We start from the raw sequence: 12,860 nt of genomic DNA on the forward strand, positions 1-12,860 counted from the left end.
GATGGTCGGCGTGACATCCTTCCACGATGGTTGGAATGTGAGTGAATTAATGAAATACGCAGTGCCAGTGCTTAGACATAGGGGTGATGATGGCTGGGCCGCAATATTCAGTAAAGGTAATGGATTAACCACGTTTCAGGTTAAGGAGGGGAACAACGCCTTAAGCGGCGAGGCTGGCCTGTTATGCCTCAGTACAAACAGCGACTCTAGAGGTGTGGTAAGGTGCGGTGATGCAGATGTTGCGTATTGCCTCGAAGGTCTCGTAATAAGGCCTGAGGACGTATGTAGGCTGATTGATAATGAGGTCAAGGCCCTTTCATACACGTCATTGATTGCTCTAACGAGTAACGGCGAATTGATCGCGCATAGGCCCATCACTGGGTTAAGGAACCTAGTTCTCGGTGCATACGGCTTCGACCTGGCCATGATAACCAACGAGAGCTCAGCCATAGGCGCACTGGGCGGTGATGTAAGGACGTTTATAAGGCCTGGATCAACCATTAGAGTCAGTAGGTTGAACCTCTCGATAATAGAGGGTCTCAATAACTCCAGGGGGGGTAGGCTATGTGCCGTGGAGTTTATATACTTATCAAGGCCTGACTCAGAGATTGACGGCTACTCCGTCTATGAATTCAGGAGGGTATTAGCGAGTAAGTTGGCTGGGAGATTAATGGATAGAATGAGCGATTTCGATGTCGTTATTGGCATGCCGGAGACGGGCGTGATCTACGGCATTAAGGTTGCCGAGGCGTTGAGAAAGCCCTTTGAGTACGCCCTCATGAACATCGAGAGGCGTAGGTCGGCTTTGAGGAAGGACCTGATTGATAAGTTATCTTCCATTCATCTAAAGCTCAGCCCAGTCACCAGCGCAGTTAGGGGGGGTAAGAGAGTCCTTTTAATCGATGATTCGCTACTTACTGGACTATCCATTAAGGAGGCATCCCAAGTCCTTAGGCATAGGGCGGGCGTGAGTGAGATCCACGTGGCCATAGCTAGCCCGAGGATAGTTAGGTCATGTCCCTACGGCGTTGACATGCCGCCTAATAATCAATTACTCACCAATACTTTCAATGATGAGGACGCCCAGAGGGTGCTTGAGGTCGATTCGTTAACGTGGTTAAGTCTTGAGGACCTATACGAAGCGGCCGATGAGGTGGGTATTGGCAGGGATTACATATGCACGTACTGCATGGGTGGTGGGCGTGGGCTGGACATATGAAAAGGCTGGAGTAAGCCTAACTAGGCATTGGGAGATGCACTCAATAGCCCGTGAGGTAATCCATGAACTTGCCAATGAACTTGGCATCAAGCTGATAGAGGGCGGTTTTACGAGGTCGATAAATCTGGGCAACTACGAAATAACGCTGCACACGGATGGTGTTGGTACCAAGTCAATGATTGCCTGGTCCACGGGCAGGCTTGAGGTGATTGGCTGGGACTGCGTCGTCGGTAACGTTAACGATATAGCATGCGATGGCTTTGTACCGATTGCGGCCACGGATTATATAGCAATATCCAATAATGATGCCGACGCCGTGGATAAGGTCCTTAAGGGCATTAGGGACGCAGCCGCCAGGGCTGGCGCAATGTTGCTGGGTGGTGAGACGGCTATAATGCCTGACCTGGTCAATGGTATTGACGTCTCTTGTACCGTACTTGGGGGGGTCAGGAGGGTCAGGGTGGTGGGTAAGGCTGGGGGGGTTGGTGATGTGGCCATAGGTGTCGAGTCCAGCGGTCTTCACATGAATGGTTACACCCTAGCCCGTAAAGTCCTGTTAGGTAAGTATGGCTTGAATGCCGAGGTCTGCGGTGATGAATTAGTCAATTGGTTGTTGAAACCAACGGCTTACTACGGGGGACTTATTGATTGAGCTTTATAGCCGTGGGTTAATCAAGGCCGCGGTTCACGTGACGGGTGGGGATTTACTAAGTTGAGGCGTGTTATTGGTGATTTAGGCGTTGAGCTCGAGGTCCCTGAACCGCCATGCATCTTCAAGGTAATTAAAGACTCAGGCAACATTGAGTGGGACGAAATGTATAGAGTATTTAACATGGGCATTGGACTCGTGATCTTGACGAGTGAGGAGTACGTGAAGGAGGTTACCAAGGTGATTAGGGCGCTGGGCCTTAACCATTGGGTCCTTGGTAGGGTCATTAATGGCGGTGGTATTAATATTTTAACGCCAGGCGGCCTTAGGGTGAGGCTTTAGGATATGCCGAGTAGCCTATTCATCTCCTCATAGGCTCTGACCAAGTCTAGGCTGAGGCGCCCCCCCTCCTAAATAATTCCTTATCCAAGTGCCTACCATTGATCAGTATCCTCATGGTATCACCACTCAACTCATCAGCGAGAACCAAGTTGCCTGACTTATCAAAGCCAAACTCAAGTTTAAAATCTACGAGTGTTAATCCCCTACTCACCATGTAGTTACTCAAAATCTCATTAACCCTTAATGCAATACCCGTTATCTCATTCAACTGCTCCTGCTTTGCTAAGCCAGCCTCTATTATATCGTCGGTGGTTATTAATGGGTCGTGAAGCTCGTCACTCTTCAGGTGAAACTCAACGAGGGGCTTGCTGAACCTCGTCATTGGCTTTACTAGAGGCATTCTCTTTAGGAATGAGCCGTAGGCGTAATTCCTTACAATCACCTCTATTGGTATCATCCTGAGACCCCCCCTCACCAATATTTTCCTATCGCCATCCCAATCAACCAGGTGATTCTTAATGCCGTACCTACCTAATAATCTCATGAAGAATGCAGTCTGAGCCGCGGCTAACCTACCCTTACCAGGCGCAAGCTCCTTCCTGGCGCCGTCAAATGCCGTGACCTCATCCTTAAATTCCATGACGAGGAGCTCATCATTAACCCTATAAACCCTCTTGGCCTTACCCTCATATATCAACTCCCCCCCAACCCAATTACTAACCATACTTAATCCAAATCTGGCGCCGGTTATTTAAGGTTTACTTAATTGATTAAATAAATACCTAGGTAATACCGTGATTATACCCCCCCTTTATTGTTTAATTAATTATTTTAACAATATGTTTAATTATTTAATTAAACAATTTAAGGATAACAATTATTAAGGGGTACGCAATTAATTTAATTAATTATGATAAGGAGTAAGGTCCTAATCGTGGGCGACGGTGCGAGGGAGCATGCCCTGGCCGCAAGGCTTAGTTTGAGCGTTCACGAGCCTAGGATAAGCGCGTTGGTGATGCATGAAAATCCTGGGATCAAAAGGATCGTGGAGAAAACGGGCGGTGAATTGATTAAGTCTAGGTTAGATCCAAATGGCTTGATCAACGCTGTTGATAGGGTTAATCCTGACATCGTGGTTATTGGGCCCGAGGAACCGCAGTTCGCCGGCGTTGCCGATAAGGCTATCGAGCTTGGTATACCCACCTTCGGGGGGGTTCCTAAGTTACTAGCCATGATAGAACAGAGTAAGGCCTTCGCGAGGACCCTAATGTGGAAGTATAGGATACCAGGTAGGATAGCCTTTAGGGCGTTTAGGGACATTAACGAGGCATTGCAGTACGTATCCAGTGCAGGTTCCGTCGCGATAAAGCCGGCCAGACAAAGCGGTGGTAAGGGCGTTAGGGTATTCTGGGATAGGCAGGCCTACCTTAGGGACAGTCTTAATAAGGCTAAGGCTACCCAAGTGATCACGGCATCAAGCGATGTTAAGGCATATGGCGACATCGATGATTTAATAGTCATCGAGGAGGCAGTGACTGGAGTTGAGTACACGGTTCAGGTAATCACCGACGGTAAATCTATCATAGCCCTACCACCAATCCAGGATCACCCGCATGTGTTTGACTATGACGTAGGCCCCGAGTGCGGTGGGATGGGGGGGCCATAGTCGGTCCAGGACCCGCACTGCCATTTTTAACCCAGGAAGAGTATGGGGGGGAAAGCGTCGAAATAGTGAGGAGAACCTTGGACGCACTACAACGTGAGGTTGGCCTTAGGTACGTCGGCGTATTAAGCGGTCAATTCATGCTCACGACGTACGGACCAACACTCATCGAGTACTACAGTAGGTTTGGTGACCCAGAGGTCCTCAACGCATTAGCGATGCTGAACGGCGACTTACTTGAAATCATCGAGGCTGCGGTGGAGGGTAGGTTAGCGAGCATTAAGTTCTCATTTAGAGAGGGCGTTGTCGCGATCTCAAAGGCCGTGGCGCCCCCTGGGCTACCCACACAATAGGGAATTGGCACGTGGAAGAACAATAACCATGGACATGGATAAAATAAGGAGGTTGGGTTGTGAGGTTTACTTCGGCTCAGTAGTTGAGGAGGGTGGGCTTTATAAAACCCTGGGCTCCAGGGCCGTCGAGGTACTCGTCGTGGGCAGCACGTATGAGGAGGTCTATGAAAGAATCGAGAATTGCATAGCCAGCATCAAGTCACCTGATTGGCAATTAATACATAGGCGGGATATAGGGGGGGGTAGGGAATTAATTGAGAGGAGGATTAAAGACGCCGAGCGCGTCAGGGCAGTCTATAGATGGAGAAGAGAACATGGGCTGGGCAGGGTAAGGATTGACTGGGTACCTGGTGGTGAAATCACTATATATGATTACGCATAAAACGCGCCATTGTGGCTAAATAACAAGGAGGTGCCAAGCCTTGCGCTTATCAGTAAAGCTCTCAGGAACTATTTAAAAATAATTTTTTAATTAGTTTAGTTTTTAACTTTAAAATATCCAAATATATCCTTTACCTAACCTTAATTAGTGACGCAGCTAACCTAGCCTTCTCCCTGGCCTCCTGTACCGTACTTCCCGTGGCTAACACGATGCCCATCCTCCTATGCCTATACGTGAAGGGCTTCCCGAATAACCTAACCTGGACCCCCCCAGGTATCCTCAGCGCCTCCTCAAGCCCTGTGATCCTAGGCGCCCAGGTCTCGGTATCCGCGAGTATTACGTGGGCTGCTGCCGGCGTTACTAACTTAACCTCAGGCGTTGGTAGCCCAAGGGCGCTTCTCACGTGTATCTGAAACTCGTTTATATCCGTGCTGACTAACGTGACGAGGCCAGTGTCGTGGGGGGGCCTCGGCGCTGCTTCACTAAATAATACCCTGCCATCCCTAGTTATGAGTATTTCCACACCGTATATCCCAAGCCCTCCTAACTCATTGACGAGCCTAATGGCGTAATCCCTGGCCCTCTTCATTATTTCCTCACTCACCGTGGCTGGGTGCCAGGACTCAACGTAGTAATAAACGCCCTCAGGTCTCTGATGCTCTATAGGTAATACCGTGTTGGTCACTACGTTATTGCCCAGCAGGTACCTGTAGGTTAGTACCGTTAATTCTCTGTCAATCTTCACATACTCCTCAACCACAACCTTACTACTACTACCCCCCCTCGCATGGGCAAGGGCCTCCTTGAAGCCTCGCTCGACATCATCATACTTACTGATGAGTACGTGCCCATGCCCGCTGGAACTCATTTCCGGCTTTAGTAGGCATGGGAAGCCCAAGTCCTTGCACGCCCTCTTCACATCCTCAACACTCTCCGCAAAGAAATACCTGGTGGTTGGTAATTGAAGCTTCTCCGCAGCCAGTCTCCTCAGCTCAATCCTATTCATGCAGATCTTAACGGCCCTGGCGTTGGGCACGACTTTGAAGCCCTCCTCCTCCAGCTCCACAAGGGCGTCGGTGTTTATCGCCTCTATCTCGGCAATGATCGCGTCGGGGGGGCCCTCCCTATGCACCAATGCCTTAATGGCATTTTTATCGAGCATATTAATCACGTACCTCCTATGGGCAACATGCATTGCCGGGGGGGCCATGTCATACCTATCGACAGCTATAACCTCGACACCCATTCGCTGCGCCTCAATGGCCATCTCCTTGCCCAACTCACCACTACCCAACAGCATTATCTTCTTGGAACCCACAAGTAGTGGTGAACCAATCTCCATCACCAACCACCCACGAGGCTATCCCTAAGACTAAGCCAAAGCTTTAGCCCACCAGGCACGAAACCCCCCCTTGGGGGGGTTAGTACGGCTTCCGCCGACCTCTCTGGGTGCGGCATGAGACCGAGGACGTTGCCTCGTAATTAACCACACCGGCTATCAAGGCTGCTGAGCCGTTTGGGTTCTCGCCATAGTACGTGAAAGCCACCCTGACCTCGTCGACGCTATCTATGAAATACCTACCTTCGCCATGGGCTATGGGCATTGAAACCACCTCATCAAGCGAATATAACTTAGTAAAGGGCGTCTTAATGTCGTTGACCTTGACCCAAACCCACTTTGCTATGAACCTAGGCGGATCGTTGGGTAGTAATGCCCCCCCAGGTAGTAATCCAGCCTCAACGAGTATTTGAAAGCCATTACATATGCCAAGTACGGGTACACCACCCTCCGCATCCATGATTACCTCCCTCATCACCCTTGACCTGGCGGCGATTGCGCCAGCCCTTAGCCAATCCCCATAGCTAAAGCCTCCAGGTACTATAATGGCATCGTATATGCCGTGCCTAAAATCTTCATGCCAAACCAGCTCGGCGTCGATGTGAACCACATTCTTAAGAACGTGAATTACGTCTAGGTCGCCATTAGTACCTGGAAACCTAATAACAGCTACTTTAGGCATTCTCAACACCAAGTATTAGCAATCTATGGACCGTTGGGTTAAATATCCTAGCCCTCTCGCAGACCTCCCTAACGTAGTTTATGGCCTCCGCATCGTCCTTCGCGTTAACTATGAAGCCGAGGTACTTACCGCTGATGACCTTATTGACATTACTAAAACCACTAATTGAAACAAGGTCCTTAAGTATGGTCTCGCCCTCAGGGTCTCGAACACCCTTAAGTACAATAGCCGTATGGACCAAGTACTTATTCGATACGTTACCCATTGATTAATTAAATGATTAAAAATATTTAAAGGTTTCCCTTGAAGAATACCGGCTATTGTTTAATTAATTATTTAAACAATAATTGAGAGCCGATGCACCATTAAATTTGTTAAAAACATAATTACTAATGAAATTGAAAATTTAGACGATGACGCTTTAATTTTATTACACCGACTCAATGCTTACCCAACGCCAATTCGAGTAAGTACTTATGCACTGCCGTTGTCGTTAGTTCTGGGTGGAAGGCTATCGCCAACATGTGGTCTTCCTGGGCCGCAGCAATGACGCTACCCAGCCTTGGGTGCTTAACGCTAGCCAACGCCCTTGCATTTCCCCCCCAAACCTTCACTATGCTGGCGCCCTAATGAAGACGGCCCTTACCGCGCCAATACCTTCAATAGTTACGTCCACCTCAAAGGAGTCCCTCTGCCTACCGAAGGCGTTCCTAACCACGGCTATATCCATAACACCGAGTATTGGCTGGCCAGTCTCGCCAACCACGGAGTCCCTGACCTCCCTGGCCATGAATATGGCGCCGGCGCACGTGCCCAGCGTCGGTAGTCCATTGATTATTAAGTCCCTAAGCCTATCAAGAAGGCCGTTACGACTGGCCAATGAGCCTATCGTGGTTGACTCACCGCCTGGTATTACTAGGGCGTTTAAACCGTTTAAGTGCTCGGGCTTCTTAACCCTAACGACATCAACGTTGATCTTCAACTCATCCGCCGCCCTCCTAATGGCATACTCGTGCTCCTCAACATCACCCTGCAATGCGAGTACGCCGACCTTCACGTCTAAACACCCCCCCTTACCTGAAGTAATTCCTCAGGCTTCAGGGACTTAATGTCTATACCCATCATTGACGCCTTCTCACTAACCATCCTCTGAGCCTCAACCACCGTCTCCGGGTCGTCCCAATGCGCAGTGGCTATTACTATGGCCTCAGCCCTCTCCCTCGGGTCCTGGCTCTTGAAGATACCGGAACCTACGAAGACTCCGTCGGCGCCGAGCCACATCATTAAGGCAGCATCGGCCGGCGTGGCTATACCGCCTGCGGCGAAGGTGATCACCGGTAACCTACCCATCCTAGCCGTTAAGGTCACCAACTCGACTGGTACCTGGCACTGCCTGGCGAAGTCCCTCAGCCTCTCCTCATCACCATCCCTATAGGCTGCGTATAACTCATTAATTGCCTTGTAAAGAACCTTAAAGTGCTTAACGGCCTCACTGACGTTCCCCGTGCCCGCCTCACCCTTAGACCTTATCATCGACGCACCCTCACTAATCCTCCTAAGTGCCTCGCATAACTCACGGCATCCATTGACGAAGGGCACAGTGAACAACCACTTATTGATGTGGTGCTGCTCATCAACCGGCGTAAGCACCTCAGACTCATCTATTAAATCAACGCCCACCTGCTCAAGGATAAAGGCCTCGTAGTAATGACCAATCCTCACCTTCGCAGAAACCGGTATTGTTACGTGCCTCATCACATCCTCAATAACCTTGACATCAGCCATCCTGCCACGCCACCTGCCTTACGCACATCGTAGGGCAACTTATCAAGGACCATTACGCCAACAGCACCCGCCTCCTCAGCAATTTGAGCCTGCTCCACATTGGTCACGTCCATTATGACCCCATTCCTAAGCATTGATGGGAAGCCAACCTTAACCTTCACCGTGCCGGTAACAACGCCATCCACCTCATAAGGCCTAGGCCAGTTAAATCCCCTCTCCCTAAGCCTATCCCTCAACTCCAGCATGCCGTAGAAGAAGTCCCTGAGCTTCTCGAGGTACTCGAAGGAGGGTGATACCGACATCGGGAATTAGCCTGCTTAGGGATTATTTATGGTTTGTTAAACGTTTAATAACGTAGTAAGTGACGTTTATTATCATTATTTAACGCTTTAATAAACCCCCCCTTAACTTATTTATTAATTTAAGAACGTATTCCCTATGCACCTCATACTCGTCCCTCGTCATGAAATTATGGTAAAAATTTGCGTGTAAACGCTCAGCGGCCCCCCCAAAGTAAAGCGGTAATTCCTTATCATTTGTCTCTTTAAATAATCTATTGATTATTACGTCGTAGTCCCTATGGCTGTAGTGATCCCAACCCCCCCTCAACTCGGCGATCGCATTAAGTAAAGCCGCAACGGCACCCCCCCAAAGTTTTTCGCTCGCTTGAACTAAGTCGCCCTTGGCATACTCATCATCACTATGCTAAGTAATTCCTCATGAATCTTCAGATAAATATCAACCCTATCCTTAGGATCAAGTCTCTGAGCCAGTAAATCGGCCAGGAATAACTCTACGGCAACACCCCCCCTATTCCTACTCTCCTCATTTATCAACCTAAGCAGTTCCTCCACGTGATTAATTATTACGTGGTTCCCTTAAAAAGGGTTTGTAGGCTATGTTCAATAAAAGCTTAATAATAGGATAATAAGTTAGTTATTAATGGCTAAGACAATAATCGAGGAGGTTAGGGAGGGTAGAATTCCAGATGAGGTTAAGGCTGTGGCTAAGCGTGAAGGTGTTGATGAGTATAAACTGGCTAAGAGGATAGCCAGCGGCAGAGCCATAATTATTAGGAACATTAAATTGCCCGACAAGGCTAGCGCGGTTGGCCTAGGGTTAACGACTAAGGTTAACGTTAATATAGGCACGTCAAGCGAGGTCGTGAGTCTGGAGACCGAGCTTGAGAAGGTTAGGATCGCCAATAAGTGGGGGGGCGACACGCTAATGGACCTATCGACCGGCGGCGACCTAGATGAGATACGCAGGGCGATAATTAAGGAGTCTAGGTTGCCGTGGGGGGGACAGTACCGACTTACCAAGCATTCATAGACTCGTTTAAGAGGAAGGGTGGTGGGGGGGCTTATTTCGCTGAGGATGAGCTCTTTGATGTTGTCGAGAAGCATTTAAGGGATGGCGTAGCCTTCATGACCATACATGCAGCCGTCACCAGGGAATTAGCAATTAAGGCTTTGAAGAGCGGTAGGGTTATACCATCGTCTCTAGGGGGGGTGGGGGGGACATGCTCATTGGCTGGATGCTCCATAATAATGCTGAGAACCCATTCTACGCCAGGTGGGACTATGTGCTTGAGCTCTTTAAGGAGTACGACGCCATCATCTCAATAGGCGACGCCCTACGCCCAGGAGCCACGGCAGATAGCCACGACGAGTTCCACGTGGCTGAACTAATCGAAGCAGCGAGACTGGTGAAGAGGGCTAGGAAGGCCGGGGTTCAGGTGATGGTTGAGGGTCCGGGGGGGCATGTACCACTTAACGAGATTGTTTGGGATGTTAAGCTAATGAAGAAGTTAACGGATGGCGCGCCGTACTACGTCCTGGGGGGGCCGCTTCCTACCGATGTGGCTGCCCCCTACGACCACATCGCGGGCGCATCGGCGCCGCAATTGCTGGGGGGGCGGCTGGCGCGGACTTACTATGCTACCTAACGCCTGCTGAGCACCTGGGCTTACCAACGCCAAAGCAGGTTGAGGAGGGCGTGATAGCCTTTAAGGTGGCGGCTCACGTGGCGGATATAATAAAGCTCGGCAGGAGGGCCAGGGCCTGGGATGACGAGGTCAGTAGGTTGAGAGGTAAGCTCATGTGGAGGGAAATGATATCCAAATTAATAGACCCGGATAGGGCCTGGGCCGTGTACACGCAGTACGGGGAGCCCAAGGTTAAGGGTTGTACAATGTGCGGCGGTTACTGCCCAATGCTCATGGTGATGCAGCAAATTAGGAAGGTTAAGGGTGAGACCAATGGATGAGGCTTGGGTCTGGAGCACGTGGGTTAAGGCTAGCAAGTTAAGGGGGGCGCTGACGTTGCGATAGTCGCCGCTTGCCTACCCTTCGTAAACCCGAAACTCTATCAAGAGATTTCGAAGAATAAGGTGGTGCTGCTCGCCTGCCCTGAGCGTGAGCACTCGGCGCTTTACGGTAAAATAGCGAGCATGGTTCGGTCGTCAAGGCCGAGGTCGATAACGGTAGTCTCAATAGATGGCAGTCCGCACTGTGCATTACTTCACGCATCGGTCAACGAGGCCGAGTACATACTCAATGAAGACATACCCAGGAGGCACTACGTGGTACTTGACGGCGAAGAGCTTAGGGAAATATCGCCGAATGCCGTGAGAGTCGCTAGATACTTATCGATTGTTGAGGAGTTGATCAGGAAAAGCCCCGAGGCGCTCGAGGAATTAGCGAGACACAGCCTCGAATATAGAAGTAGCCTCGCCAGAGCCGGTAAAGGCGATGCATCAAGGGCCTAATGGTGCTATTTCACAATACTCCCTGCTTTACTAAGTCCTCCATGTGCCCCACATCCTCCTCAATCTGCCCAGCTTCAACATGGCCTTATGTAATCCCTCCACATGCAGGAACCACGCCCTACCCACCAAGCTTAATCTCCCTATTACTGAGTTTGCTGCTCATTGGATCCACGGCGTTGAACAGCAACGTTGCTATCCATCCTCCCTGGGTCTTAGCAGTCCCTGCCTCGTCTAAACCTAGCTACTACCATGGCTTTGATGGTCTCTTCGGCAGCCTTACAGAGCTTCTCACAGACTTATTCAGGATTCCTATCATGTGATGATAGGGAGGTTGATATGTCCTATTGCCGTGAAGCAGAAGAAAGTTCTGCAGGTAGTGACTATTTACGTAGGTGCTACGTCAGAAGTGGGAGGGCTATGAGGTTTGTTAGGCACCATGATAGTGCTAACACCGTCTTATGGAGGTATTACCTACTTCCCGCCGCTAGATTATAGAATCCATAACAATAACAATGATTAATTTCCACCCCCCCATTGGGGGGGTGGTAGTAACTCAATTTGGTAAATTACTATACTATTTATTATATACATACTATCTATCTATTATTATATTATTTATTATTCACTTCTTAACCATAGTATCGAATGTGTAGAACTTATCATATGCAGCTTATATAAGGTATTAAAGGTTTCATGTTTCTATCATCAAATACCTGATTAACGGAAATACATGATCCATTTAAAGTTCATCATTACCTTAATTTACGACTGATGATTCTTAAATGTATTTTGGACATTAATGCAATATAAAAATAGCTATTATGTTTTAATTGCGTTGTTTTATGGGTTGTTAATATCTTAAGGGCAATCTATTCTGGTGGTATTTCAGCGTATGCCATTGCTATGTCTATTCCGTAAAGCCTCTTATTTAAATGCTGTGATAGTAAAAATACTGTAATGCCCAGTAGCATAGAGCTCATCACCACACTGTATGCCAGCCAGTTACCACCCCCCCATAGGTTCGGGTACTCAATGAACTCATACGTTAAATAGGCCATTACAATTGCCTGCAATATGCCGAAGACCGATAATATAACTCTAGTTGATCCATTGACGCTGAAGGACCCCCCCTTAATGCCTATTATTATCGCCGCTATACTAACAATTAAGAAGTACATCAATGCGCCTATTGTTACGCGTAGAGTGCCGTGAATGTTCCTTAGAATAAATCCGTCAGTGTGATTAATATGGCCGTAATTAATAGGTCGAATAGGTGTGCGCATATTGGTGTTCCAAACCTCGGGCCTAGGTAAGCGAAGGCACACTATCAGCTCATGCAATGAATTGACATAATCCATGAGGATTTTCGGGAAAGGCTAGATCTAAGCCATACTTAATCATGGCATTATCACACTTTATCATTGATATTTTTGATTAAATAATACCTTATAAAAGTTGCGTAAAAATTCACATTGATTTGTTTAATTAAATGATTAATAAATAATCCACGCTACTTCCTTTCGACTCATTTAAGAAACTTTATTTAATTAATTGTTTAAATAATTAACGTATTATATACCGAGGTTTAGTAAGTAACCTTTAAATAAAAATTAATTAATTATTGATAGGTTATGTCGAACATGGAACTTATTAGGGTTTATGGGGGGGGCAGTCGTT

At 48.4% G+C, this 12,860-nt stretch carries 10 protein-coding genes and 6 pseudogenes; 8 read left to right on the top strand and 8 right to left on the bottom strand.

The window, feature by feature from the left end; translation table 11 throughout:
• Position 1: 1 nt before the first annotated feature.
• The 3 genes from JCM11217_RS10970 to JCM11217_RS16735 are packed head-to-tail and all read left to right on the top strand — an operon-like array spanning position 2 to position 2,210.
• The gene (locus JCM11217_RS10970) at positions 2 to 1,219 is read left to right on the top strand and encodes a phosphoribosyltransferase family protein (RefSeq protein WP_243679291.1); all 1,218 of its coding nucleotides are present in this window, start codon (positions 2 to 4) and stop codon (positions 1,217 to 1,219) included.
• Positions 1,203 to 1,871, top strand: a complete 669-nt coding sequence (locus tag JCM11217_RS10975) for an AIR synthase related protein (RefSeq protein WP_243679292.1) — start codon at positions 1,203 to 1,205, stop codon at positions 1,869 to 1,871. The genes JCM11217_RS10970 and JCM11217_RS10975 overlap by 17 nt, the downstream gene beginning before the upstream one ends.
• A gap of 60 nt (positions 1,872 to 1,931) precedes the next feature.
• The gene (locus JCM11217_RS16735) at positions 1,932 to 2,210 is read left to right on the top strand and encodes an AIR synthase-related protein (protein ID WP_243679293.1); all 279 of its coding nucleotides are present in this window, start codon (positions 1,932 to 1,934) and stop codon (positions 2,208 to 2,210) included.
• A 46-nt stretch (positions 2,211 to 2,256) separates the two neighbouring features.
• Here JCM11217_RS16735 and JCM11217_RS10980 read toward each other — a convergent pair whose 3' ends face one another.
• A complete protein-coding gene (locus JCM11217_RS10980) occupies positions 2,257 to 2,934 on the bottom strand; it encodes a phosphoribosylaminoimidazolesuccinocarboxamide synthase (RefSeq protein ID WP_243679294.1) in 678 nt (225 codons plus the stop codon).
• Positions 2,935 to 3,120: 186 nt separating this feature from the next.
• Here JCM11217_RS10980 and JCM11217_RS10985 point away from each other — a divergent pair.
• Together JCM11217_RS10985 and JCM11217_RS16740 are read left to right on the top strand one after the other, a co-directional pair.
• Positions 3,121 to 4,226, top strand: a pseudogene (locus JCM11217_RS10985) (phosphoribosylamine--glycine ligase).
• A 4-nt stretch (positions 4,227 to 4,230) separates the two neighbouring features.
• Positions 4,231 to 4,608, top strand: a complete 378-nt coding sequence (locus JCM11217_RS16740) for a hypothetical protein (protein ID WP_243679295.1) — start codon at positions 4,231 to 4,233, stop codon at positions 4,606 to 4,608.
• A gap of 130 nt (positions 4,609 to 4,738) precedes the next feature.
• Here the strand turns inward: JCM11217_RS16740 and purT are convergent, their stop codons facing one another.
• From purT to JCM11217_RS11015, 6 genes and pseudogenes are all read right to left on the bottom strand, one after another.
• Positions 4,739 to 5,950 carry a formate-dependent phosphoribosylglycinamide formyltransferase gene (purT, locus tag JCM11217_RS10990; RefSeq protein ID WP_054842964.1) on the bottom strand — a complete coding sequence of 404 codons (1,212 nt, stop codon included), beginning with the start codon at positions 5,948 to 5,950 and terminating at the stop codon, positions 4,739 to 4,741.
• A pseudogene (gene purQ, locus JCM11217_RS10995) lies at positions 5,950 to 6,629 on the bottom strand (phosphoribosylformylglycinamidine synthase subunit PurQ). Before purQ ends, purT begins: the two are co-directional and overlap by 1 nt.
• Entirely contained in the window at positions 6,622 to 6,894 is a 273-nt protein-coding gene (locus JCM11217_RS11000) for a phosphoribosylformylglycinamidine synthase subunit PurS (protein ID WP_054842930.1), read from the bottom strand. Before JCM11217_RS11000 ends, purQ begins: the two are co-directional and overlap by 8 nt.
• 175 nt (positions 6,895 to 7,069) lie before the next feature.
• A pseudogene (pdxT, locus tag JCM11217_RS11005) lies at positions 7,070 to 7,686 on the bottom strand (pyridoxal 5'-phosphate synthase glutaminase subunit PdxT).
• A 2-nt stretch (positions 7,687 to 7,688) separates the two neighbouring features.
• Positions 7,689 to 8,548, bottom strand: a pseudogene (gene pdxS, locus JCM11217_RS11010) (pyridoxal 5'-phosphate synthase lyase subunit PdxS).
• 247 nt (positions 8,549 to 8,795) lie between these two features.
• Positions 8,796 to 9,268, bottom strand: a pseudogene (locus tag JCM11217_RS11015) (PaREP1 family protein).
• An 88-nt stretch (positions 9,269 to 9,356) separates the two neighbouring features.
• On the opposite strand from JCM11217_RS11015, the pseudogene thiC reads away from it, so the two are divergent.
• The 3 genes and pseudogenes from thiC (at position 9,357) to JCM11217_RS16745 (ending at position 11,678) form a co-directional block, all read left to right on the top strand.
• A pseudogene (gene thiC / locus JCM11217_RS11020) lies at positions 9,357 to 10,682 on the top strand (phosphomethylpyrimidine synthase ThiC).
• Between the two features lie 123 nt (positions 10,683 to 10,805).
• Entirely contained in the window at positions 10,806 to 11,183 is a 378-nt protein-coding gene (locus tag JCM11217_RS11025; RefSeq protein WP_243679296.1) for a 4Fe-4S ferredoxin, read from the top strand.
• Between the two features lie 249 nt (positions 11,184 to 11,432).
• On the top strand, positions 11,433 to 11,678 hold the full coding sequence (locus JCM11217_RS16745) for a hypothetical protein (RefSeq protein ID WP_243679297.1): 246 nt from the start codon (positions 11,433 to 11,435) through the stop codon (positions 11,676 to 11,678).
• Positions 11,679 to 12,052: 374 nt separating this feature from the next.
• Here JCM11217_RS16745 and JCM11217_RS16750 read toward each other — a convergent pair whose 3' ends face one another.
• On the bottom strand, positions 12,053 to 12,361 hold the full coding sequence (locus tag JCM11217_RS16750; protein WP_243679298.1) for a hypothetical protein: 309 nt from the start codon (positions 12,359 to 12,361) through the stop codon (positions 12,053 to 12,055).
• Positions 12,362 to 12,860 lie beyond the last annotated feature (499 nt).

The sequence above is a fragment of the Vulcanisaeta distributa JCM 11217 genome (genome assembly GCF_001316005.1).
Taxonomy (GTDB): domain Archaea; phylum Thermoproteota; class Thermoprotei; order Thermoproteales; family Thermocladiaceae; genus Vulcanisaeta; species Vulcanisaeta distributa_B.

Coding starts and splice junctions, on each gene's coding strand:
- purT (WP_054842964.1), bottom strand. CDS start 5,950: ATGGAGATTGGTTCACCACTACTTGTGGGTTCCAAGAAGATAATGCTG.
- JCM11217_RS11000 (WP_054842930.1), bottom strand. CDS start 6,894: ATGGGTAACGTATCGAATAAGTACTTGGTCCATACGGCTATTGTACTT.
- JCM11217_RS16745 (WP_243679297.1), top strand. CDS start 11,433: ATGGCTTTGATGGTCTCTTCGGCAGCCTTACAGAGCTTCTCACAGACT.
- JCM11217_RS16750 (WP_243679298.1), bottom strand. CDS start 12,361: ATGTACTTCTTAATTGTTAGTATAGCGGCGATAATAATAGGCATTAAG.
- JCM11217_RS10970 (WP_243679291.1), top strand. CDS start 2: ATGGTCGGCGTGACATCCTTCCACGATGGTTGGAATGTGAGTGAATTA.
- JCM11217_RS10980 (WP_243679294.1), bottom strand. CDS start 2,934: ATGGTTAGTAATTGGGTTGGGGGGGAGTTGATATATGAGGGTAAGGCC.